At 43.7% G+C, this 23888-nt stretch carries 16 protein-coding genes and 1 pseudogene; 7 read left to right on the forward strand and 10 right to left on the reverse strand.

Features of this window, described 5'->3' with window-relative positions; genetic code table 11:
- Window positions 1-170: 170 nt before the first annotated feature.
- From H6F66_RS25460 to H6F66_RS25475, 4 genes are all read right to left on the reverse strand, one after another.
- Window positions 171-1751, reverse strand: coding sequence for a methyl-accepting chemotaxis protein (locus H6F66_RS25460; protein ID WP_190427488.1), 1581 nt, complete (start codon window positions 1749-1751; stop codon window positions 171-173).
- A 156-nt stretch (window positions 1752-1907) separates the two neighbouring features.
- Entirely contained in the window at window positions 1908-2966 is a 1059-nt protein-coding gene (locus tag H6F66_RS25465) for a chemotaxis protein CheW (protein WP_190427491.1), read from the reverse strand.
- A 5-nt stretch (window positions 2967-2971) separates the two neighbouring features.
- Complete coding sequence (locus H6F66_RS25470; protein ID WP_190427494.1) at window positions 2972-4570, reverse strand: CheR family methyltransferase; 1599 nt, start codon at window positions 4568-4570, stop codon at window positions 2972-2974.
- Between the two features lie 126 nt (window positions 4571-4696).
- A complete protein-coding gene (locus tag H6F66_RS25475) occupies window positions 4697-8545 on the reverse strand; it encodes a PAS domain S-box protein (protein WP_199295420.1) in 3849 nt (1282 codons plus the stop codon).
- Between the two features lie 830 nt (window positions 8546-9375).
- Between H6F66_RS25475 and H6F66_RS25485 the strand changes: the two genes are divergently transcribed.
- Window positions 9376-9777 (forward strand): response regulator, encoded by a 402-nt coding sequence (locus H6F66_RS25485; RefSeq protein WP_190427497.1) that lies wholly within the window; start codon window positions 9376-9378, stop codon window positions 9775-9777.
- A gap of 282 nt (window positions 9778-10059) precedes the next feature.
- Here the strand turns inward: H6F66_RS25485 and H6F66_RS25490 are convergent, their stop codons facing one another.
- Both H6F66_RS25490 and recN read right to left on the reverse strand, forming a co-directional pair.
- Window positions 10060-12579, reverse strand: coding sequence for an adenylate/guanylate cyclase domain-containing protein (locus H6F66_RS25490; protein ID WP_190427570.1), 2520 nt, complete (start codon window positions 12577-12579; stop codon window positions 10060-10062).
- A gap of 240 nt (window positions 12580-12819) precedes the next feature.
- Window positions 12820-14604, reverse strand: a complete 1785-nt coding sequence (gene recN / locus H6F66_RS25495; RefSeq protein WP_190427573.1) for a DNA repair protein RecN — start codon at window positions 14602-14604, stop codon at window positions 12820-12822.
- 273 nt (window positions 14605-14877) lie between these two features.
- Here recN and H6F66_RS25500 point away from each other — a divergent pair, with 273 nt between their 5' ends.
- From H6F66_RS25500 to H6F66_RS25515, 4 genes are all read left to right on the forward strand, one after another.
- The gene (locus H6F66_RS25500) at window positions 14878-16920 is read left to right on the forward strand and encodes an AarF/ABC1/UbiB kinase family protein (protein ID WP_190427500.1); all 2043 of its coding nucleotides are present in this window, start codon (window positions 14878-14880) and stop codon (window positions 16918-16920) included.
- A 309-nt stretch (window positions 16921-17229) separates the two neighbouring features.
- On the forward strand, window positions 17230-18012 hold the full coding sequence (locus H6F66_RS25505) for a PRC-barrel domain-containing protein (RefSeq protein ID WP_190427503.1): 783 nt from the start codon (window positions 17230-17232) through the stop codon (window positions 18010-18012).
- 201 nt (window positions 18013-18213) lie between these two features.
- The gene (locus H6F66_RS25510; RefSeq protein WP_190427505.1) at window positions 18214-18975 is read left to right on the forward strand and encodes a hypothetical protein; all 762 of its coding nucleotides are present in this window, start codon (window positions 18214-18216) and stop codon (window positions 18973-18975) included.
- 170 nt (window positions 18976-19145) lie between these two features.
- Window positions 19146-19445 carry a hypothetical protein gene (locus H6F66_RS25515; RefSeq protein WP_190427508.1) on the forward strand — a complete coding sequence of 100 codons (300 nt, stop codon included), beginning with the start codon at window positions 19146-19148 and terminating at the stop codon, window positions 19443-19445.
- Between the two features lie 111 nt (window positions 19446-19556).
- On the opposite strand, the gene H6F66_RS25520 is transcribed toward H6F66_RS25515, so the two are convergent.
- The 3 genes from H6F66_RS25520 to H6F66_RS25530 form a co-directional block, all read right to left on the reverse strand.
- Window positions 19557-20411 carry a DUF4351 domain-containing protein gene (locus H6F66_RS25520; RefSeq protein ID WP_190427510.1) on the reverse strand — a complete coding sequence of 285 codons (855 nt, stop codon included), beginning with the start codon at window positions 20409-20411 and terminating at the stop codon, window positions 19557-19559.
- Between the two features lie 111 nt (window positions 20412-20522).
- On the reverse strand, window positions 20523-22049 hold the full coding sequence (bchB, locus tag H6F66_RS25525) for a ferredoxin:protochlorophyllide reductase (ATP-dependent) subunit B (protein WP_190427513.1): 1527 nt from the start codon (window positions 22047-22049) through the stop codon (window positions 20523-20525).
- A gap of 86 nt (window positions 22050-22135) precedes the next feature.
- Window positions 22136-22303, reverse strand: a complete 168-nt coding sequence (locus H6F66_RS25530; RefSeq protein ID WP_190427514.1) for a hypothetical protein — start codon at window positions 22301-22303, stop codon at window positions 22136-22138.
- A gap of 130 nt (window positions 22304-22433) precedes the next feature.
- Between H6F66_RS25530 and H6F66_RS25535 the strand changes: the two genes are divergently transcribed.
- On the forward strand, window positions 22434-22880 hold the full coding sequence (locus H6F66_RS25535) for a DUF29 domain-containing protein (protein ID WP_190427517.1): 447 nt from the start codon (window positions 22434-22436) through the stop codon (window positions 22878-22880).
- Between the two features lies 1 nt (window position 22881).
- On the opposite strand, the gene rph is transcribed toward H6F66_RS25535, so the two are convergent.
- Window positions 22882-23610 carry a ribonuclease PH gene (gene rph, locus H6F66_RS25540; protein ID WP_190427520.1) on the reverse strand — a complete coding sequence of 243 codons (729 nt, stop codon included), beginning with the start codon at window positions 23608-23610 and terminating at the stop codon, window positions 22882-22884.
- Window positions 23611-23814: 204 nt separating this feature from the next.
- On the opposite strand from rph, the pseudogene H6F66_RS29595 reads away from it, so the two are divergent.
- Window positions 23815-23888, forward strand: a pseudogene (locus H6F66_RS29595) (IS1 family transposase); the annotation flags it as partial.

A 23888-nucleotide genomic window follows, 5' to 3' on the forward strand; every position in this document is an offset into this window, starting at 1 on the left:
AAAGCTAATAGATTTTAGCTTTACCACTGTTTTAAGATTCAAGGCGGCTTTGTTCAGTTGTTGAGTAGGGTAAAGAGCTGATAATTGTATAGCTACCTAATTAATTGGTTGGACGATTTTGCGAACTATAAAAATTGCCTTCTGCCAATCAATTTTAATTTTTGTATTCTTTACACAACTACTTTCAGATTTAAGGCAGCTTCGTTTAGTCTTTGGATGCCTACCTTGGTTTGACTGATGCCACTAGCAGTTTCTGTTGCTGCCACATTGAGAGCATTCATCGCTTGGACGACTTGTTGAATAGCGATCGCTTGTTGTTTGGCACTCAACGAGATTTGTTGACTGTTCACAGCGATATTGTGGATAGAATCCGCAACTCCGGCGAAAGCATCTGCTGTGCCTTGTGCAGTTTTCGCCCCTTCCTGCACAGTTTTCGTTCCTTCATCTGTAACCATTACGGTTAAATTAATAGAATTTTGGATATCGGCAACCAGGGTGCTAATCTTTTGAGCTGATGTCTTACTTTGATCTGCTAGTTTGCGAATTTCTGCCGCAACAACAGCAAATCCTTTGCCATGATCGCCTGCCCGCACGGCTTCTACTGCTGCATTTAGTGCCAGCATATTAGTTTGGTTGGCTACATCACTCACCAAACTAGAGATATTGCCAATCTGATTTGTTTGATCCGAAAGACGCAAAATTTGAGAAGCGATCGCTCCCACTCTCTCTTTGAGCATTGCCATCTCTTCGAGGGTTCTGTTTACCGCTTGGCTCCCCGACTCTGTGAGAGCCATAGCCTGCCGTGCTCCCGTTGCTGCTGACTCGGCTTGCTCTGCTGTAGCCCTTGAGGAAGCACCGAGTTCATCCATTGTGGTAGTTGTTTGGCTAACTGCCGCCGCCTGTTGAGCAGCCGTGCGTTCCTGCTGCTCTGCCGTGGCAGCTATTTCTGATGAAGAAGAGACAATAGTGTTGACAATTCCGCTTATTTTGGAACTAAGCGGCTTGGCGATCGTGATGCTGAAGAAAATGCCAAAGATAATGGCAGTGAGGGGGCCGAGAATCATACCTAGGATGATCCAAAACGTGGTTTGAGCTACATCTGTGTCAGCTGCTTTTTTGGCTGCTGCCCCAAATTGTTCGCTGTAATTCATAACTGATATAATTGATTCGGTTGCTTTGTCAAAAGATGCTCTCTCTTCATTTGCTGATAGTTTACTCAGCTCATTTAATAGATTTACAGCAACTTTTGCTGCTGTAAATTGGGGGAAATTCCCCTTATTTTGGTTGAGAAGTTCAACCTGCACTTCTCTAGGATTAGGGATACCTATATCCTCAAATTTTTGATAAAGTCGCAGAAATTTTTCTTGGCCTTGCTTCCACCTGCCCCAGTCTATAAGGAATTGTTCATATATCTTTTTTTCCTCCTCGGTCGCTGGAGCTGACTCGTATTGTTTAAATCCCTCCTCAATCTGCTCCCAAGCCTGCTTGATTCTTGTTAATTCAACTTGCCGATTTTGTTGGCTCAGAAGTGTATTGAGTAAGGCTCTCTCTGATGACTGGACTTGAGTTTGCCCTTCCTTAATTTTCCACAATCCAATAACACTTGGCACTGTATTATTATTAAGAGTATTAATATGCTCGCTTAAGCTGGAGTTTCCGATCCAACCCACTATTCCAACTACTAATACAATCAAACCCATTAATAGAAATGAGCCGACCAATCTAGACTGTAAACTTAAGTTTTTAAACATTGTATTTACCCTGCTTAATGCTGAACTACACGGTGAATTTTACAATCATGACAATTTAACTTTTATTCGGGATGTCTACTTTAGTTTTAGTAATGCCATTGGCTCATTTCTCCTTAAGCAAGCAGCTAGTAAATGTGAGCTGTAAACAATAAATAATTACGCTTGTTCATCAACCATCAGTCCGCCTTGTAATAAGATTTTAGGTAAATCTAAAATACACATCATTGTTTCCCGGTAAAGAGCTGTTCCCTGGAGATATTCATCATTCATAGAATGGGCGGCAGCAGGTACTGGCATCATCTGGGACGGGTTTAGGTATATTACGTCAAATACAGCATCAATCATGACACCAACCACTAAATCGTCGATGTAAACAACCATTGCTTTAGATGCAGTAACTACATTAGCAATTGGTAAATTCAAGACCATACGAATATCAATTAATGTTAATATTTCACCACGCAAGTTCATATTACCTAGAATATGAGCTGGGCAGCAGGGAATCGGCTGTAAGTGACGAATATCAGTAAACTCCCGCACCGCAGCTAAGTCTAGTCCAAAATACTCATTATTTAAACCAATAACTGCAATCGGGCGACTTCCGATAACATTTTGAATTTCAGGTTGTCGCATCAAATTTGCTACCCGTTCCTGAAATATTGCTCTTTCTTCAGGGGTGGCATTAGGGCAAAAGACCCGATTTTCTTTAAAAGAATTACGAGAAGTATATGGTTCTTTACTTTTACCTTCTACCGTTTGTTCTAAGGTTAAAGCTTCAACTCTATCGAAGAATTGAATTAGGTTTTCAGGATTTAGCAATCTTACAATATCTGTCCCTACTGTGGCGAAACCAGCAACAAAATGAGAGGAATTGGTGCCTTCTTGCCCATAAGATAGTTCTGCTGTAATTTTATTTATGGAGATAGTCTGCACTTCCAGAACTTGATTGACGATGATGCCAAACCGAAATCTCTGGCATTGCAGTACGATGATGCTATCGGTGAGGCGGTATTCTTCCAACTCATAACCAAACCGAAGCTGGAGATCCATGATTGGCAAAATTTCGCCTCGAAGATTCAGCGCACCGACTATAGCAGGCGGTGCTTCCACTATTGGCGTTAACTCAGGAAGAAAAAATATTTCTTGTACTGAAAGTGCTTCTACTCCATAAAGGGAAGCATTCAACCTGAAGATAATATATTGTTTGGATTCCATATAATTTATAGCTGTCGTGGTAACATTTTATTAATTTTTGCTATAAGTTCCTCAACGGTCAGGTTATCTAGTTTTTCTAAGGTAGCTTTGAAAGGTAATTTTTGTAATATTTCTAAAGCAACTGTTCGCATTTTTGTAGCTTTGATTCCCTCTCCTTCTTTATCATAAATATAGCCTAATTCTAAATAAGCGTAGATACAGTAAGGAACCAAGTAAATAATTTTCTTTAAAAAAGATTTCGCTGCATTAATATCTCCTCTTTCATCTGCAATATGAGCTAGCAGGTATAGTGGCTCTTCTGCTAGAGGATTTACTTTAAGAGCCATCTGGCAATAGTGAATTGCTTTATCATATTTACCTAAATTCGCATAGATTTCTGCTTGGAGATGGTAGGGATAAAATTGCTTAGATTCCAAAGCGATCGCTTGTTCCGCTTTCTCAATAGCTAAAGCATAAAATTTATTTTTAAAAAGAGCTTCTGCTTCTAACAGAAGTGTAGTAACCGCTGCATCATTATTTTTTTCTTCCTTTAGTTTAGCAACCGATAAACTGCTCAAATCTTTGGCTGTATTATTAATTTTTTCCGCTGCTTCCTGCAATAATATTTCTGGTTTCATCAACTGAGAAGTGTTACCTATGGATTGTCCAAGGTTCATTCCCAAATTATTGGCGGGAGCGGAGGAACAAAGTTTTTTTTCTCCATCAGGATATATGCTTGGTTTGCTTTCCCAAAGACCTGCCCCTAATTCCAAATTTTCACGCCGTTGATAGATAACTGATTCTGGAAACAATTTTGCCTCCAATAAACCTATATCTTGTCCCTGAAGTTCACTATGAGCCGTCAGGAGATATCCACCAAGCTTAAGCGTGTTGTTGAATTTATTTAAAACTAAGGAAATTGCTGGCTTTTCAAAATAAACAAAAACATTACGGCAAATAATTAAATCGAGTGTTTTAATACCATAAGCTGAATTATCAAATTGCTCTTTTACCAAATTTATATTTCTAAATATTACTCGTTCGCGTATATTATTATTAAGGTGCCATTTGTCCCCTTTCAGAAAAAAATAGCGTTCTTTTAGTTGAGACTCTAGTAAACGAAATGACCAAGAACTATAAACTCCTTGCCGGGCTTGCTCAATCGCATTTTGATTAATATCTGTTCCCAAAATAAAGATGTTCCATCTGTCACAATCTGGAATTAACTCATTGAGAAGAATAGCCAGAGAATATGGTTCTTCGCCAGTTGAGCAACCGGCGCTCCAAATCCGCAGAGTTTTTGTGTACTTTTGAGCGGCTATTAATTCCGGTAATATTTTATATCGCAGCAGAGAAAACTGTCCTTTATCTCGAAAAAAGTAACTTTCGCACACGGTCAACGAAATTGCCAATTCTTGCCATTCATCATCACTCTGGGGGGAGGAATCTTTTAATAGTAAATAATATATTTCTGGTACGGATATATTGAATAACTTCATCCGTAAGCGAATTTTTTGGGTTAAAGCTTCTCTTTCTTCTGGGCGAATGTGTAAGCCTGTATGAGTGGCAATAAGTTGAATAAAACGCTCTAGTAAAGCCTGATTAAATTCTCCAGAAAATGACACCTCGATCTCCTTTTATTTAAGGTTGTATATAATAACGCGGATTGGCATCGTTTGTCAGCTCATGCCCATGCGATCGCTTAAGGATAGGCAATCTATCACGGGATACTTTATAAATACCCCTAGTTATTAAAATCTCTGTCCTAGAGGAATCTCAATCAAAAATTCTGCACCCTTTCCAGGTTCTGAGAAACACTTCAGTACCCCGCCATGTTTCTCTACTACAATTTGATAGCTAATTGATAGACCTAAACCAGTGCCTTTACCTACAGGTTTGGTGGTGAAAAAGGGGTCAAATAAGCGCTTTCTCACGTCCTCCGTCATTCCTGCTCCGTTGTCTGCAATCTTAATCACCACTCTATTGTTTCGCACTTCGGTAGAAATCGAAATTGTAGGGATTGGAGACTCTTGACTGATAACTGGGGAAGGGTAAATTGAGGATTGGGGATTAGGGGAAGAAGAGGCATTTTCCCGGAGTCCCCAGTCAACAGTTCCTATTTCCAAAGCCTCAATAGAATTGCTTAAGATGTTCATAAACACTTGATTAAGCTGTCCGGCGTAGCATTCTACCAAAGGAAGTTCGCCGTACTCCTTAATAACTTGAATCCCGGTGTGGTTAGGGTGCGGTTTCAAGCGGTGATGCAGAATCAGTAAAGTATTCTCTATTCCCTCATGGATATTTACTGGCTTCATTTCTGCTTCATCGAGTCGGGAGAAGTTCCGCAAAGACAGGACAATCTGACGGATACGTTCTGCACCAATCTCCATTGAAGACAGCATTTTTGGCAGGTCATTAATGATGAAGTCTATGTCAATTTCTTCCTGTCGGAGGAGAATTTCCGGGTGAGTATTGGGATAATGCTGTTGATAAAGGCAGATTAAATCGAGTAGTTCTTGGATGTAGTCGCTGGTGTGGCTAAGATTTCCGGTGATGAAATTGACTGGGTTGTTGATTTCGTGGGCGATACCTGCAACCATTTGCCCCAGGCTGGACATTTTTTCGGTTTGAATTAGTTGAGATTGGGCTTGTTTGAGGTTGTTCAAAGCAGTCGCCAGCTGTTGAGCTTGGGTTTGCGCGGCTAGGGCGGCGGCGCGAGTTTGGGCGTAGAGTTCTGCTTGGTCAATTGCGATCGCTAGCTGATCCACCACAGCTTGCAACAACTCCACTTCGCTGTTACTCCAAGGTTTAGCACCACTGGAATGACTGCAAACAATTGCTCCTAGATGTCCGGCGTGGGTTTTTAGCGGCAAAAGCAACAGGGAAGTAATCCCCATAGGCGTTAACAGCTCTTTCGTTTGGGCATCCAGGCTGTTGTCATTCTTGACATCATCAACTCGCAGGATCTGGAGTTGGCGAATTTTTTCACTCAGCTGGTAAAGTTCTTGAGGCGGACAGTCTCCGAGCAAACTCGGTTGATTGGGCTTAGCCAGGGCTTCGTGAGTTACTGTCAAGCTAGGCTGATTGGGAAGCGACCAGCACCACAAATACTGGCAGCGGTCAACTTGCAACAAACTCCGAATCTCCTTGACAGCGGTTCCCAGAATGGTATCTAGATCCAGAGAGTCGCGAATCTGACTTGCTAAGCCAAAAAGCAAAGCTTCCCGACGCGCCAAGAGTGCTTCTTTTGCCCAATTTCGATCGATGGCGAGTGCAAGGGCGTTGGCTACCCACCCCAACATATGATTAACTGCTTCAGTAAAGCGCGAATGACTGCCCACAGCGATCGCGCCCACTAGCCGATCTTCCACAATCAAGGGATATCCTGCAAAATAACTGTTGGCGATTAGCAAACAGCTTTCCGCTAACTCACCGTTATAAAGACGCGCTTCCATCCCAGCCGACCGCAGACTGCTATCTTGACTTAGGTAGGGTTGACGGGTTTGGGCAACGAAGCCAATTACGGAACCCTCCAGAGAGACGCGACGCTCAGCAAATAAATCTTGCCAATACACTTGGCTAAGAGAATTTGCAAAGGCAATTGCTTGCTGTTCCAGAAAAGCCTCTGAAGCAGAAGCTTCTGCAACACTCTGTTGGTTAAATGTCCAGATACTGACAAAATTCGCTTCCAGATGCTGCAACATCGCTTCTGTACAGCGGTTGAGCCTTTCTGATAAGGTGCCGCCAGCGCCCAAGGCGGTGCCAATTTCTGCTTCTAAAGTATACAGACGCGATCGCTCTAGCAGTGCTGCCTCTGACTGTTTACGAGTTGTAACATCGCGGAGAAAAACCGACAAACCATCTTGATAAGGATAGGATCGTACCTCCAGCCACGTTTCCAGAGGTTGATAAAATTCCTCAAAGTGAACCGTTACCTGACAGGAAACTGCTCGGTAAGATTCGCTTTTGAAAGTAGAACCGACTGTTTCTGGGAACTCATCCCATATACACTTACCAATCAATTCCTCTTTTGTTTTAAACAAAAGTTGCTCTGCCCGCGGGTTCAGGTAAGTAAATCGCCACTGGTTGTCCACGCTAAAGAAAGCATCGGCGATACTTTCCAAAATATTTCTGGTTATATTTTCACTTCTAACCGCCGCCTCTCGCGCCGCCTGTTCTCGTGCTAATAGTTGGATGCGCTCTTTCTCGGCTTGCTTGTGTTCATCGATGTCAGTGTTCGTCCCAAACCAACTGACAATCTGCCCCTTGTCATCGCGCATAGGTAGCGCTCGTCCTAAGTGCCAGCGATAGCTACCGTCAGGCGCATACCGCAGGCGAAATTCAACTTCGTAAGCATCTCCTGTTGTCAGAGAATGCGACCAACGTTCAAAGCAGTTTTGCACATCGTCTGGATGCAGTACATTTTGCCATCCCCAACCCACCATTTCCTCATATGTGCGCTGGAAATACTCTAGAATGCGCTGGTTGACATAATCGAGTGCGCCATTTGGCTTAGCAGTCCATACCTGCTGGGGAATGATTTCCGTTAGGGCGCGAAAACGGTTTTCGTTCTGCCGTAGCGATTCTTCCGCTTGTTTGCGCTCGGTGATATCTTGGCGAATCGCCACATACTGATGTGGTTTTCCTTCACAATTCAATACTGGAACAATGGTGGTATATACCCAGTAATAAGTTCCGTTTTTAGCTCGGTTTTTGATTTCCCCTTTCCAGACGTTGCCACTGCTAATGGTTGCCCACATCTGTTTAAAAAATTCCTTTGAATGGTACCCGGAATTGATTATGCGGTGGTTCTGTCCGATAAGTTCTTCTTTAGAGTATTTAGAAATTTCGCAAAATTTATCGTTTACATAGGTGATAGTTCCGATGCGATCGGTAATCGCCACAATAGAAGATTGATCTAATGCAAACTTGATATCTGTTACTTGTTTAACTAAGTCAGAAACTTCTAACTCTGTCCGCTGGCACTCTTGTACTGCCTGGGTATCTTTGCTATTTTCAATTATAGTTTCTAGTTGAAATTCGCTTTCTCTCATCCCTAAGTTTGTCGGCTGGGGAGTCATAATAATTTGTTCTGCTGTTATTAAGTTTTCGTATGGGGACAAAAGCGCGATCGCTACTTGCCTTAATGCCCTAATTGCTTCCTGCTCTTTCTCGCTTAAATCTCGCGGCACATAATCAATTGTAGATAGCACTCCAATCATCAATCCGGAGGGCGTGACTAAGGGGACACCTGCAAAAAATCGAATTTTTGGGGCAGATTTCACGCTGGGATGGTTCGCCAAAGAGCGATCGCAAAGGGCATCCCGAACGATTATCAAATCGCATTCTTGCGGGTGCGAGATGGCGCTAGCGCCGAAAGCTAGATACTTGTCTGCTTCTGTGGTGGTAATACCCAGTTTTGACACTAGCCATTGTTGTCCGTCATCCGTGAAGCTCATGTAAGCTACTGGTGTCTGACAAATGTCAGTCATCAGACGAGTCAGATTGTCAAAACCTGCTTTCAAAGAAGAGTCTAACAGCGGGCATTGGCGCAGCTCGTCAAATTTGATAGCTTTGTTTCTAGGTAAAAATGGGTTCATCTTTAAGCGCCCTCTTCTCTAAAATCCGCCTTTGAGCAATTCAAGTATAAATAAACACTTTTTTTTATATATTCTAAATACGCTCTTTAATCATACCCTTCAAAAATCTGCGGAAAGAGGCATCTTTGAAGGCTTTAAGCCGCAGGCGATCGCTTGACACTTTGGAGTTAGACCGAGTAAGTGAGATAAATAAAAATGTAACATTTGTATCTAGATAAAAGATTTTTTTACACAGATACGTAAGAAACAAACAGGAATCCTCGCCTCAACTCACTCTTGTCGCAAGAGAAGAGCTAACGCGATCGCTATGAGCCACTTAGCCCAACCTTGCTTAATCTAGGGTTCCCATAGAGGATATATTTCTATCACCCATCGATATATTTTGGATTTTTTGTTTTTAGTATAGTGGTAGAAATTAACGTAAAGTCGCCAAGCCGTTTTCTACACCTAACTTAATCTTCCACCAGCTCAAATGAAGAGCAGCTCTCAGATTTTTGTTACAATAATTTATATATAGTTCAGTAATTTTGCTGTTAGCCGCTCACTCGCAATCGAGATAAAGTGCGTATGTATGATCTACGCCTCGAAATATATCAACTGTTGCAAATTAATTTACAGAGTGATTATGTTAAAAATAATTGTTAACAAAGGGAATTAAAATGTAATGTTACAGTATACAGTGTGATTAAATAATTTTATACAAAAATGCAGTTCTCTTTTACTTACTAAAGTTAATGCCAGAAAAAACTTATTTTTGTTTAGCTAGTAATAGCCTGGGAATATTATTTGCAGTTTTAAACTTTTACTAACCTAAATCCTGGGGGAAAAAAATGCCTTCAACCTTGAATGATGTACCCGCTATCCTAGTAGTCGATGATAGTCCCGTAATGCAAACTCTGCTCAAAAAGGCGCTAGAGAAAAAATACAAAGTTTTATTAGCTGATAACGCAGTAGATGCCTTATCAGCGATATACCACCAGCCGATTGAAATTTTGTTACTAGATGTTTCAATGCCAGGAGTCGATGGATTAGAACTTTGCCGCACCATTCGCAGCTTACCACAATTTCATCATCTACCCATCATCATGTTAACAGCAAGAGATGGAGTATTTGACAAGGTGCAAGGACGGATTGCTGGTGCTACAGAATATTTGACAAAACCCTTCGATGTGGAGCAATTGCGTCAGGTTGTTGGCAGTTTTGTTAAGTCTAATTGTGCCACTGAAATTTGAAAAAGTTCTCGTTGCTAATAATGCAATACGGTTCACTTAAGAACAGTTGTGCTACTTAGGGTTTGGTTTTTTAGCTTTAAGTAAACTGTATTAGATTTGATCCCCCTTTAAAAAGGCAGGCAAAGCCTTGATTTTCTAAGCCCCCAATTTAGCCTTAGGGTTGGGCGATCTTGGCGGTTTGATTGCACTAACCAAATCGTAGTGCCATTGGGGGAGGCGGGAGCCTCCAAAACTTGTGTTCCCAAGAGGGAGCCTGGAAACGAGAAACCTATTAATTATTAATTACTTCTCCGTCATCGTCCAAACACCATCCCAGTCACTGGGGACGGGGTTGGTGAGCCAATACTTACAACGATCTAGGTGTAGGCCAGCTGCCTTATCCTGGGGATCAAGTGCCATAACTTTTGCAAACTCGCCGATAGCGAAGGCAAATTCACGATTGAGGTAAAGTTCGCGAGCTTTGTGGTAAAGCTCGATCGTATGCTGCTTCTGATCGGGAATTGACTCAGAACGTAACCCCACCAATTCATAAATACTAACTGGTTGGTTCTTGCCCTTAACTCGAATACGGTCAAGTTCTCTCGCCCATACTCTGTCATTGCAGGGTCGATAGGTGCTTTCGCTGATAATGATATCGCAACCGTACTGCTTACTGGCACTTTCTAAGCGAGATCCCAGGTTAACACCATCACCAATCGCTGTAAATTCCATACGGCGACTAGAGCCGATATTGCCACTAATTACCGTGTCGGAGTTAATGCCAATACCAATTTTGATTTCTTGCTTTTTGGATGCGAGACGACGTTCATTGAAGTCTTCCAAACGATGGCGCATTTCGACTGCTGTTTGCACCGACATCCAGGCGTGATCGTCTAGAGGTAAGGGTGAACCAAACACCGCCATGATCGCATCACCAATGTATTTATCGAGGGTGCCTTTGTGCTTAAATACAGCATCTACCATTGACTCAAAATATTCGTTAAGCAACTGCACCACTTCTTCCGCCTCCATTCTTTCGGTCAAGCTGGTGTAGCTGCGAATATCTGAGAATAAGACAGAAACTTCCTTGCGATCGCCTCCTAATTTAGCCTCACCGCTATTGATTAGCTGTTCTGCCAGTTCCTGCGTCATGTAGCGATACATCGTACTCTTGAGGCGTTTCTCTTGAGAGATATCATCCATCACCACCAGCGCACCGTAGACATTGCTAGCGTCGCTGGCATCAGCAATCGAGTTAATCGATAGGTGAACGCTATGCTGTTCCTCCCCAGTAGACAATAAAGTTTGATCCGGGTAATATTGCCGGCGGCATTTTTCATCAGCTGCTTTTATTGCCGCGCCAAACCATTTGGAAAAATCGCCTTCTTTGATGCGAATAAGTTCATCAATTTTTCTACCTTCTAGATGGTCTTGTTCGCTAAATCCTAAAAGCTTCTTAGCACTTTCATTAGCAGCAATAATATAACCAGATTTATCAGTAGAAACAACTCCATTAGAAAGACTGCGGAGAATATCTCGCTGCATTTGTTCTTGCTGCTTGACTGTCGCAAACAGCTTGGCATTTTGCAACGCTACTCCTGCTTGAATATTAAATGCTTCCATGAAGGCTTCATCACTTTGGTTAAAGCTTGCCTTCCAGCATTCAGGTGGTTCCGGCCAATTTTGAGGATTATATGGGGGAAGTTCTCCTTGCTTTTTCTTGTTAACAAGTTGGGTGACACCAATCAATTCTTTATCTGCATTAAAGATTGGCATACATAATAAACTACAGGTGCGATAACCATTAGCTTGATCGAGTTGTTTAGAAACTCCAGAGTCGGGATCGTCGTATAAGTCAAAGGAAATATTTAAAGGTTGACCAGATTCGGCAACTTTACCAACATAACCTTTGCCTTGTGGTACTCTGAGTTCTCTCATGGAACCATCAGCCAGAGATATTTTTGTCCATAAATCATGGCGATCGCTATCTAACAGCCACAAGGTACTGCGATCTGCGTTCATCAAATTCTTCGCTTCATCCATCACCCGTTCCAGGGTGTCTTCTAAGTCCAAATTACAATGGCTCAAGGAGCGCGTCGCCTTCATTAGGGCATCACTTGCCCTTTGCTTCTGCGTCGCCGCGTAAAACGAGCGGGAACTTTCCAAAATTAGGCGAATTGAGGGGGCAAATTCTTCAAAAACTGTTTCGTCTTCTTTAGAAAATCCTTGCAGATCGATTCTTTGGGCTAATTTTTTTTCTGGTTCGTGCGGTAACTTTAACTTATTAATTAATTGAACTACCGCCACCAAATCTCCATGCTCGTTGAGCAAAGGTAGAGTTAACATTGTGTAGGTACGGTATCCGGTTTTTTCGTCGGTTTTCTTGGCAAATGCTGACCGAGGATCGTCGTAGAAATCAAACTGTATATTAATGCTTTTCTTGCGTGTTGCTACATCTCCGGCGATGCCTTTATCAGCAGGAATCCGCAACTCTAAAGGTTTTCCTTCATCTCCTTCGGCAAGAATTGACCATAGTTGGTTCTTCTCTTCATCGAGTAAAAAAATCGTAGTGCGGTCTGCACCTAGTAATTCTCCCGTCTTCAAGGTAATAGCATTCAGCATTTCTTGCAGAATGGCTTCAAAACCCTGACTGTCTGTCAGCATTGACAGGGTGTGATTTACTACCCGAAGTTTATCTTCAACACCTGTGACGACTTCTTTAAAACTTTCCTTTTTTAGCGGCGCGAGCAGCGCTGTAAAACTTCCGGTTTTTGTAGCTAATGAGCCACCACGATCCGATTTATCTGGATGATTTTGCGGCATTTGATGCCCTGAGTAATTTTCATCTTGGTGGGCAACAACGTCAATTACCTGATCGGTGTTATTCCAACCATTGATTGTGGTAGATGAAGATGTCATATATTTTACAGGTGCCTGATGTTGAGAAAGGGAGGAGGCTGTGCAAGTATCCTATAAATTTTAGGGAGACATTTTTTGTGTCTGGTGAGCAAAGATTATACTACTCAACAGTTTAATCTCTCTTTGGGAATTAGACATCTGCTTTTATCCAGGGTAGGTGTGTTTGACCGTGGCGGCTTGAGTAAGAAGAGACTCGGCAAAGGCGATCGCATCTTTGGCAGAGTGTCCGCCAGCTAGGGTTGCTAGTTCTTGGCGGCGAGTTTGATGATTGTCCAGAACGCTTACCCTAACGACAGTGCGTTCGGAGGGAGGAAGGATGAAGGATGAAGGATGAAGTGATTTATCGTTGCCATTGGTTTCGATGACTTGTTTATCGACGCGAAAATGTCGATCTGCCATTGCTGCAACCAAGGGTTGGTGAGTAACACACAAAACTTGCTGTCGTTGGGAAAGTTGGTGAAGTTTATCTGCGATCGCTTGCGCTACTCTTCCAGACACTCCCACATCTATTTCATCAAAGATTAGCGTACCCGGAGCGTTAAGGGTAGCATCACCGTGTGTTCCTGCCGAAAAGCAAGCTTTCAAAGCCAGCAAAAAGCGGCTCATTTCTCCTCCAGAAGCAGTTGCAGCCAGCGGTTGCAGTGGTTCTCCGGGGTTCGGACTGAAGAAAAAGGCGATCGCGTCTGCACCAGTTGCAGTTGGGGAAATAGGCGAAATCTTAACTTGAAACTGCACCTTTTCCATTGCTAAAGGCTTGAGTTCTGCTACCAGTCGCGTTTCCAGTTCCCCAGCAGCAACGCGGCGCAGAGTTGTGAGTTTGCTAGAAACTTCGGTTAAGGTTTCCTGACACGCTTGATAATTTTTTTCCAGTTCTTCGAGAGACTGTCCTTCTCCCTGAAGTTCTACCAGTTCTGCCCCGATGCGAGTATGGTATGCGATCGCATCCGCTAAAGTCGGGCCATACTTGCGGCAAATCTGCTTAAGTTCCCTGATCCGCTCTTCAACCTCAGTTAGTCGCTGGGGATCTGCCTCCAAATTATCACCGTAGGCGTTAATTTGCTGTCCGGCTTCCACTACCTGCGCCAGTGCGGTACTTACCATTTCCAATACTGGTTGCAGGCTAGCATCATATGTCACCATATCACTAAGTGTTGCCTCGGCTTGCCCTAACAAGTCAGCACCCGCTGACTCGCCGGAGTCATTTTGGTAGAGAGCTTGATAAACCTGATAACTCAGCTTTTGTAAATCCACCACATGGCTGAGGCGCTGGAGTTCTTGTTCTAGCTGTTCTTGTTCGTCCGGTTCGTTTAAAGAAGCGGTGTTTAATTCTTTAGCTTGATATTCTAACAAGTCAAGCCTTTGTAACCGTTGCTGTTCAGACTGGCGGCGGTTGTCAAGCAAAGCTTGTGCTTGTTGACAGATAAGATAAGCAGTTTGAACCACATCTCGCTGTCTAAGTACGGCTTCGCCAGCGTAGACATCCAGCAACTCGCGCTGGATAGCTGGTGCCATAAGCTGTACAGTTTGACCTTGAGCGGTAATTTCCACTAAGCGATCGCGCAGACGATCCATCATCTGTCGGTTCACCAGAACCCCATTCACGCGAGATCGACTGCGGAGACTTCCCTGAGAGCAGGCAATTTCCCGACAACAAACTATAGCATTGTCGTCGAGCAGTTCAATCTCCTGCTCCAACAGCCAATCACTCATCAATGGGTCTACCTTAAAAGTAGCTTCCACCATCGCGCGTTCAGCACCAGTTCTAATCGACCATTTAGATACTTTCCCGCCTAAAGCAGCATCAATCGCATCCAGAATAATCGACTTTCCGGCACCAGTTTCGCCAGTAAGAACATTCAAACCAACGCCGAATTCGAGTTCTAGCTGGTCTATCAAGGCAAAGTTTTCAATCCGTAGAGACAGGAGCATGGAGCAAAGTTCACCTTGAGGGGAGAGGTCAGGCACTGGCAACCCAGTGAACAATGGCAAGTGCCACATACGTAATAGATTAATGAAAAGAAAACGGGTACTGAGCTACCAAATTTAGTTTAGTGTCTACTTTCAAGTCTCGAAACTTTTCGCCAAACCGGGAGATTGACTTCCCCGCTATTGCTTCGAGCTTTGGCGCGTTAGCGCTTCATTATCCTAACAACAGTTATTGTTACAATACTTTACATCGCCCTGAAGTCGCTTCCCAAGCTTATGAATGTAAAAACAGTCTCCTCTGCCCCATACCAGACAGGCACAGTTGTCATCGAAAAGACAGATACTTTAGCGCCTGTTGAGGTTGATGTAGAGACGCGGTATATCCCGTCTTCAGTACCTACTACAAGCTATATCCAACCAGAAGGACTGCGCTACAATCCCGTCGCCATTAACGAGATTTATCGGCACCAACCATTCCAAGTATGGGGGCGACTGATTGGCATTTTAGTGCCATTGCTGCGCTTTGCCTTCAGTTTGTGGTGGGACAAGCAAACAGGAAAGGTTGCCCAAAATGAACGGAAACGGGCAATTGCGTTGCGCCAAATGATCGCCAGACTGGGGCCAGCTTACATCAAGGTAGGACAAGCACTCTCGACGCGACCTGACTTAGTTCCTCCGGTATATTTAGATGAACTCACACAGCTGCAAGACCAGCTGCCACCATTTCCGAACGAAGTGGCATATAGATTTATTGAGGAAGAATTAGGCGATCGCCCGGAAAACATTTACGCTGAAATTACTCCAGATCCAGTAGCAGCAGCTTCACTGGGACAAGTTTACAAGGGTAAGCTGAAAACAGGCGAAACCGTTGCGATAAAAGTACAACGCCCCGGTTTGAAAGAACGCATCGCCCTAGATATTTACATTCTGCGCGGTCTTGCTCAGTGGGCGCAAAACAATCTCAAACAGGTGCGGAGTGACTTGGTAGCCATCATGGATGAGTTTGGCACCCGCATCTATGAAGAAATGGACTACACCCAAGAGGGACACAACGCCGAGCGCTTTGCTTCTCTATACGGTCACTTACAAGATATTTACATTCCCAAGATTTACTGGGAATATACTCAGCGTCGCGTCTTGACGATGGAGTGGATCAATGGCACCAAGTTAACTCAGCCAGAGACACTCCGCGCTCAAGGAATTGATGCGGTTCATTTAATTGAAGTCGGTGTCCAGTGTTCGCTGCGGCAATTGCTAGAACATGGCTTTTTCCACGCTGACCCCCATCCTGGCAACCTGTTAGCAACTACTGACGGTCAGCTAGCTTATCTAGACTTCGGCATGATGAGCGAGGTCAAGCCTTATCAGCGATATGGCTTGATAGAAGCAGTCGTTCACATGGTCAACCGCGACTTTGAAGGACTTGCCCGCGACTACGTGAAGCTAGAGTTTTTAACTCCGGATACTGACCTGACTCCCATCATGCCAGCGCTTGCCAAAGTCTTTAACAACGCACTGGGAGCTAGCGTCGCGGAGATGAACTTCAAGAGCATCACCGACGATATGTCGGCTTTGATGTATGAGTACCCTTTCCGCGTCCCAGCTTACTACGCGCTGATTATCCGCTCTCTGGTCACGCTAGAAGGGATTGCCATTAATGTTGACCCGAACTTCAAAGTTCTCAGTAAAGCCTACCCCTACGTTGCCAAACGCCTCTTGACAGACCCCTCGCCAGAGTTACGGACATCTCTGCGCGACCTGCTGTTTAAAGACGGCAGTTTCCGCTGGAATCGTCTGGAAAATCTGTTAAAAAATGCCCGTAACAGTGACGATTACGACCTGAATCAGGTGTTGAATCAAACGCTTGATTTTCTTTTCTCGGAACGGGGCGCGTTTATCCGGGAAAACCTGATTGATGAAATTGTTAAGGGTGTAGACACGCTCGGACGGCGGTCTTTCCAAAATTTCACATACTCGTTACGCGAACGGGTGGGAATGACGGTTAATGAGGCACCGCCAACGGTGGAGACATCCCAAAGTCTGGATCATATCAAACGGATTTGGGACATTCTCCAAGAAACTAAGGGCTTTGACGCGATGCAACTGCTGCCTGTGATTCCCCAGTTGTTGATGAAGCCAGAAACTCAGCGGATGGGACAAAAAATTGCTGGCGGTTTGGTGCAACGAGTAGCGGCGCGACTGATTCGGGACGTTTTACTTCAGGATACGCCTCCAGAAGCCTCTCGGAACGGTCACAAGCCCCGCGAATATCCGCAAACACCTCCGCGCTTAGCTTTGCCTCCTGCTGCCCTTAGATAAGGCTGTATAGACCCTACGGGACGCGGCTGTGCGCCCCTACAAAAGGTAATTGTAAAAAAGGCTGGGTCATTGAAGAGCGTATCTTCGCTCCTCAATGACCCAGCTAATTTTTTTTGATTAGTAATAGCATTTGTCTGTGAGGCTACATTTGGCAAGCAATCCTCAGTAGTTAACCCGTTGTTCTATTCACTTCAAGTTTGATTAATAGAAATTTACGATCTAGCTTAGTTTTAGGCGATCGCTTCCCTACGCTTGCTAACCTAAAGCAGCATAGGTTGCCAACTGGATAAATCTTTAAGGATTTTGGTTATGAACGCACAACCACAGATTATTAGACAAAGTGAGTTACTCAATCGGCTGGTGCTGAATCGCAGTACAGCAGAAGAAGCCGGTCGTGTAGATCAATTGTGGTTAAATCCTCAATCTCACCAAGTTATAGGTTTTACCTGCAAGTCAGGATTTTTGGGTGGTCTGAAACAGGTGTTTAGCTGGGAGCAAATTACTACTATTGGCACCGATAGTATTATCGTCAACAACACTTCAGAAGTTATTGAACCTGAAACGCCAATTCAGAAAATTTCTTTAATTGGTCATGAAGTGTGGACGGACGCAGGTAACAAAGTTGGCAAAATAGTAGATTATCTCTTCAATCCTCAAACTGGCGCTATCGTTAATTACTTATTTGTTTCTAGTGGTTGGCGTGGGATTTTGGATGGGATTTACCTGCTTCCGTTAGAAGCGATCGCATCCACTGGAAGCAAACGAGTAATTGTCTCAGATGCAATTATTCAAGCCCCTCAACAGTATGCCGAGGGACTGAATCAAAAAATGACTCAGGCGGCAGAGTTACTAAAAGAAGACTATAAGAAAACTCAGGATGATTTAGAAGCTCTAAAGCGCAGCGCTCAAAATATTGCCGAACAAGTCAAAGACACAACTGAAACGGTGGCTGGTATTGCTAAAGAAAAACTTTCTGAGGCGAAAGCACAACGACAAGATACTTCTCAACCAACTGAGATAGTGCAAACGATTGATACTACCGCTCAGCCTTTACCAAACGAACCTCCACAGTTACCAGAAGATACAAAATAAGTTAATTGTAAGGGTAGGGAGAGAGGCGATCGCTCCTCCTCTTTATCCAAAGCCAATACACAAAACTATCATTCGGGATAAAGCGATCGCGTTTTGCTGGAGAGAATGCGATCACTACCTCTTCTCCTCATCCAAAGGCTCTCTATTGCCTATTGTTTAAGCTAAAGAGTGTAGAGCCATTCAATCAATAAGTGGGTAAAAATGTCAAATCTTTTTAAGGCAGAAACTCAAACAATTATAAATGAGATTTTTTGGATTCCGTCCCTATCATGGGTTGCTTCTTGCAAACATCCAGACCAATTGGAGTGGTGGCGTGGAATTGATGACCGATTCAAAAAACTGCACAGCGTTTTAAAGGCTAATTGCTTTAAAGAGCCTTTTTTTCTGTCAAACCTAGAGAAAAGTGAAAGGAATTTTTACATAGCTTGGGTGGAGTACTACAAAGCCCTTTACGATGTCCTTGAAAACGGATGGGACATTATTGCTCAATCGGCTAGAAAATTCGGGCTAAACTTCACGCTTCAATCTCCGGGAGAAGCCATGTTTTATATCATTCAGTGTCATGCTGCGGCAATGTTCGCTGTGTGCAAGCAAGACTTTGGCTACTCTAGCTGGTCATCAAAAAGTGCCTATGACGAGTATCGACTTAGGAAAAAAGAGGAAAAAAAGAAAAAAGGAAAACTGTACAAGAGTAATCAGAATAAATTGAAAAATTTAGTGAAACTCAACGAGAACCGAGGAAAACAGATTAACACGCTATCTACATTAGAGCAGTTCTGCATTAGCAGTTGTTTAGCTGCATCAAAAAAAGACCTTAGTATGAAAGATAAAATTCGGGAGCTTAATGATTGTGCAAAAACTTTCCAAGAAAAACTTCAAGCAATACTACGCAATACACAAGGCTTCGCATGGGAAAAAGGGAACAAGAAGAACTCAAACTCAGAGGGCGGTGTCTACAAATAGTGTGACTGTCTTAACAAAACTTAAGATCTGGTCAAAAAATCTAACTGACAATAATCTGCCCTTATTCTGAAACTAAGAAAGCCACTTAACACCTAAACCAAGCAGCTGCTAACAGGTTGAAGCAGACAGTGGAATTGAAGCCTGTCCTTTAAGTTTCGTTGAGACCAATTATGAATCAGAATCAGCACAATGAGGCTGGAATCTCCCATCTTTCAACCTCGTTTCCTCAAAAATTGGGGTATGACTTCTCCACTCAAAAGAAAGTGAGTAAGGTAGAACAAGAGCAGAGTATTCTTATGTCTTCTAATCCAACTGACTCTTCTAAATCGCCAGAATCAGGAGGTTTAAATGCCATATTGACTTATGGAGGAGTTCCAGTAGCTGTCATTATTGCGATGGCTTACTTCTCCCAAATCCAGCTAAAGTCGATTACTGAACTGCTGAAAACAGTGAACAAAAAAACTAAGTAACTTGTTTGTCTCTACTCCTAAAATATTTCAGCAGCCAGTTTATATGGGTGGCTGCTGAATAGTAATATTTACTTAGTCCTAATGCGCGATCGCTGTCAAACTCCAAAACGTTTATGCTTGATGCTGTGCTAGCCAAGTGACTAGTTCTGTTTCATCCGAAAAGTCTAATAAAGCTTCGCTTAATTCATCGAGAGCAGTTGCAGATAAGCTGTTTATTGTTGATCGTAAATCGGGAGCGATCGCGCCGATTCTTCGAGCCAGCAAACGATTAACAATTGTCAACTTTCCTTGTTGAATTCCTTCCTGTAAACTCTGTTCTACTCGCTCGACTCCCCAAGGTAGCATATTTCCATCATCCCACCACCGTAACCAATTAGCAGTTACTTCTGCCTTTGTTCCCTGCCAAACTCCCAGAAATAAACCTATTGATGCGATCAAGTAACGTCCATTCGCATCGGGTTGTCGCAGTTGATAGTGTCCCTCTACTAAGTCATGGACTTCTAATGTCCCATGATTAGGGTCAAAAATTACATAAATTGGTACTTGTAAAATGCGCTCGTAAAAGTACCATTTTCCATAGGGATAAGTAGATTTAGCGGAATATTCACCCTGTTCGGTATCTGATAGAAACTCCATAACAACTGCTGGGATATCACCCTCTGCATGAGGCGTATAACTGCGGCGAATGGCTCCAGGTGCGACGGCTGGCACATTCGGAATGTAAACCCAGTCTGGTGCTTTTACAACTATTTTCTCGTTCACATTGGCACAAATACCAAAGTTTGAAGCTATCAGCATGGATGCAGTGATAAAGCCAGCAATTTCTAGAATTTCTCGCAGCGCCGATGCTAATAAAGGGTGATAAATGTTTTCCACTGGCTCGTCAGGTAATTGAAAGTCATCGGGTAATTTGTCCCATTTGATAGTGTAGGATGTTTTAGAAATTGCTACTTGAGTTTGAGTCATATATCTTACCTTTTTATTAATAAAAAAGACATAAATTTAATATTAAATTTATTATAAAATAGCAGCCAGCTTTTAGGGCTGACTGCTAAATGTTAATGGCTGACTGCCGAATTACGCGCCGACTGCTTCTTTAGCTGCATACATCACTTCTAGGGTGATGACGTTGAAACCGCGATCGCGTGCAAATTTCTCGGTGTTGCGCTTCACTTTGCCGCGAACAAAACCAGGAACTTTGTTGAGTTCTGCTTGCGCTTCCTTGTTCCAGCCGAGGTCAGAACCAGCAGAAATCCCCTTGGTAATCACTTCCTTGGTGTCGTGTCCGCCGAAGATTTCTAAGAGGTGATCTTCCATTCCCAAAGTGAAGGAATTGTAGATCAAATCAGTAATTTGATTGGTGCCTTCGTAGCCGCAGAATGGCTTGTAACCGATGGGGAAATTCTGCACGTGAATCGGTGCTGCAATTACGCCGCAGGGAATATTTAGACGCTTACCGACGTGACGTTCCATTTGGGTGCCGAAGATGGCAGAAGGTTCCACACGAGCGATCGCATCCCCAATTTGACCATGATCTTCGGTGACAATCACTTCATCGCAGTATTCGCCCACCTGCTCTTTGAACCACTCAGCATCGTACTTACAATAAGTACCCGCCCAAACAACATGAATTCCCATTTCTCTGGACAGAATTTTGGTGATAGCGGCGGCGTGAGTGCTGTCGCCAAACACCACAGCTTTCTTCCCTGTCAAGTTTTGGCAATCAATTGAACGGGAGAACCAAGCGGCTTGCGAAACGTGCAAAGTTTGCTCGTTGATGTAGTCTGTGTAGTCAACATCTGCGCCTTGAGCGTTAATTATTTCCTGAATTTTGCGGATGCAACGCGCTGTTTCCACCACACCCATCGGCGTAATATCTACATAAGGCATCCCAAATTCTTGCTCTAGGTAACGAGCCGCCATTGGCCCGATTTCGCGGTAAGGAACCAGGTTAAACCAAGCTTTCGGCAAATTCTTGAGGTTGTGAACCGATGCGCCTTCGGGAATTACCTCGTTTACCTGAATTCCCAAATCAACCATCAACCGCTTCAACTCGGTGCAGTCGTGGTGATTGTGAAATCCGAGGCTGGAAATTCCGAGAATGTTAACTGAGGGCTTTTCCGTTTTCCCTTCTGGTAAATCGCCTTTTTTCCGGGCTTTCTCGATGTAAAGCTGGACAATTTGCCGCAGGGTGATGTCGGCTGCTTGCAGTTCATTGACGCGGTAGTGGTTCACGTCCGCCAGCATCACGTCTGACTTGGTTTCTATGGAAGCGCGTTCCACAAAGTTTTCCAGGTCTTCTTGGAGAATGCTGCTGGTGCAGGTGGGAGTTAGGACAATCAGGTCAGGGTGTTCCTCAGCGTCTTTGCGGGTGATGTTGTCCACAACCTTTTCCTGGGAGCCACGCGCCAAAACGTTCCGGTCAACGGAACTGATGGTAACTGGGGTGAAGTTGCGATCGCGCTCTAGCATTGAGCGCATGACGTTGAAGTAGTCATCTCCAATCGGCGCGTGCATGATGGCGTGGACGTTCTTGAAGGAGCTAGAAACGCGCAGGGTGCCGATGTGAGCCGGGCCTGCATACATCCAGTAAGCCAATTTCATAGAGTTCTCCCTTATGGTGATTCCTAATTTTGTGTCTGGAGGCGGCTGAAATAGTTGATTGCAAAGGCTTATTGTCTCAGATTCTCTCAAACATCGATGCGGCTGTGCTTTAGAGAAATTGTTAACCCCGTCAACATGGAAAAGAGGTTGTAATCTGCTTGATGACTAGGATGCAAGGTTAGGAAAGCGCGATCGCGCTTCCCTGTCATCGCAATTAATCTTAATTTTTTTCCACATTCCGTTTCAATTACCACCTAGTATTTCCATAGTAACTATAGGCTTATATCTATATAATCGGTACTGGAAGCAATTTTAAAATCATAAATATATTAAAAAGTCAACAGCTCATTAGCTTAAGAGCGTGATAACTGATACGAGGTCGTAATGCAAACTAAACAGGATTGGGAATGGCTTGCTGCAAGTTCTGAGTATCAAACTGCGATCGCAGTCCAAGAACTTTTGAGAGAGGAAAAATGGATGGAAGCAAGCGAGGGTTTAGCTTTTTTAATTGAATCAATGGGAAAATCAAAAAGATTGTCCCTGAAAAGTCAGCTAATTCGGCTGATGAGCCACGTAATTAAGTGGAAGTGTCAACCAGGGCTACGTAGTGCTAGTTGGAGCATTAGTATTCGTTCGGCTCGTCTAGAGATTGAAGATATTCAAGAGGAAGTTCCTAGCTTGAATCGAAATTTTATTGAGTCTATCTGGGATAAATCCTTTAGTAGAGCAGTCAAAAACGCTGAGGAGGAAATGGGAATGAAATGTCAATTAACCTCACTTTCTTGGGAAGAGGTATTTGACGAAAAATACAGCTTGTTAGCAGAAAATTAATTTAGCTAAATGCAGTTTTTAAAGCTTCGCGCTGTGCTATCAGCATTTCTTGAATACCCTTTTCTGCTAAGTCCAACATTTGATTCATCTGAGTGCGGTTAAAAGTTCCTTCCTCCGCAGTTCCTTGAACTTCAATTACGCCCAGATGTTCGTTCATCACCACGTTGAAATCTACCTCAGCGCCAACATCTTCAACGTAGTTCAAATCCAAAAATGGCTCACCTTCTAAAAGTCCAACTGACACGGCAGCGATTTGATGACGAATAGGCGATCGCTCCAACTCTCCCATCTGCACCAATTTCTCCAAGGCATCTGCAAGCGCCACAAATCCGCCTGTAATCGACGTTGTACGAGTTCCCGCATCCGCCTGTAAAACATCCGCATCCACAGTCACCGTGAGTTCTCCCAGCGCCTGCAAATCGAGAGATGCCCGGAGACTGCGCCCAATCAATCGCTGAATCTCTTGAGTGCGTCCAGACAGCTTGAGAAATTCCCGTTCTTGGCGTTGGGGTGTGGCGCTTGGTAACATTCGGTACTCAGCAGTTAGCCAGCCTTTACCGCTACCTTCTAAGAACTTGGGAACACCCTTTTGAATAGTCACGCTACACAGAACATGGGTATCGCCGCAGCTAGTCAGAACAGAACCAGCGGCAAATCGGGTGAACATTCGCTCAAAACGAATCGGACGAAGTTGATCAGGTTGCCGACCATCAGGACGTTGCCAAGACATCGCACTTGCCTCAAAATCCTTGATTAGAATACAGCAGTTAGTGGTCAGTTTAGCGTAAGTAATCGTTTACAGCCTTAAATTACTTTTTAAGCGCAAAGATATGCAAAGGACTCTGCGAACCTTTGCGTTAGCGAAGCGACAGCGCTACCTCTGCGTTTAAAAATCGGCGTTGCATAATGGAGGGATGAATTAGGGTTGGTTTTGATGCAATGCCCAGACTGTCAATCCACTCACATCCGTAAGAACGGCAAGAGAAGGGGTAAGCAAAATTACATCTG

The organism is Trichocoleus sp. FACHB-6 (genome assembly GCF_014695815.1).
Taxonomy (GTDB): domain Bacteria; phylum Cyanobacteriota; class Cyanobacteriia; order Cyanobacteriales; family FACHB-T130; genus Funiculus; species Funiculus sociatus.

Coding starts and splice junctions, on each gene's coding strand:
- H6F66_RS25460 (WP_190427488.1), bottom strand. CDS start 1,751: ATGTTTAAAAACTTAAGTTTACAGTCTAGATTGGTCGGCTCATTTCTA.
- H6F66_RS25465 (WP_190427491.1), bottom strand. CDS start 2,966: ATGGAATCCAAACAATATATTATCTTCAGGTTGAATGCTTCCCTTTAT.
- H6F66_RS25475 (WP_199295420.1), bottom strand. CDS start 8,545: ATGAACCCATTTTTACCTAGAAACAAAGCTATCAAATTTGACGAGCTG.
- H6F66_RS25485 (WP_190427497.1), top strand. CDS start 9,376: ATGCCTTCAACCTTGAATGATGTACCCGCTATCCTAGTAGTCGATGAT.
- H6F66_RS25490 (WP_190427570.1), bottom strand. CDS start 12,579: ATGCCGCAAAATCATCCAGATAAATCGGATCGTGGTGGCTCATTAGCT.
- recN (WP_190427573.1), bottom strand. CDS start 14,604: ATGCTCCTGTCTCTACGGATTGAAAACTTTGCCTTGATAGACCAGCTA.
- H6F66_RS25500 (WP_190427500.1), top strand. CDS start 14,878: ATGAATGTAAAAACAGTCTCCTCTGCCCCATACCAGACAGGCACAGTT.
- H6F66_RS25505 (WP_190427503.1), top strand. CDS start 17,230: ATGAACGCACAACCACAGATTATTAGACAAAGTGAGTTACTCAATCGG.
- H6F66_RS25510 (WP_190427505.1), top strand. CDS start 18,214: ATGTCAAATCTTTTTAAGGCAGAAACTCAAACAATTATAAATGAGATT.
- H6F66_RS25515 (WP_190427508.1), top strand. CDS start 19,146: ATGAATCAGAATCAGCACAATGAGGCTGGAATCTCCCATCTTTCAACC.
- H6F66_RS25520 (WP_190427510.1), bottom strand. CDS start 20,411: ATGACTCAAACTCAAGTAGCAATTTCTAAAACATCCTACACTATCAAA.
- bchB (WP_190427513.1), bottom strand. CDS start 22,049: ATGAAATTGGCTTACTGGATGTATGCAGGCCCGGCTCACATCGGCACC.
- H6F66_RS25535 (WP_190427517.1), top strand. CDS start 22,434: ATGCAAACTAAACAGGATTGGGAATGGCTTGCTGCAAGTTCTGAGTAT.
- rph (WP_190427520.1), bottom strand. CDS start 23,610: ATGTCTTGGCAACGTCCTGATGGTCGGCAACCTGATCAACTTCGTCCG.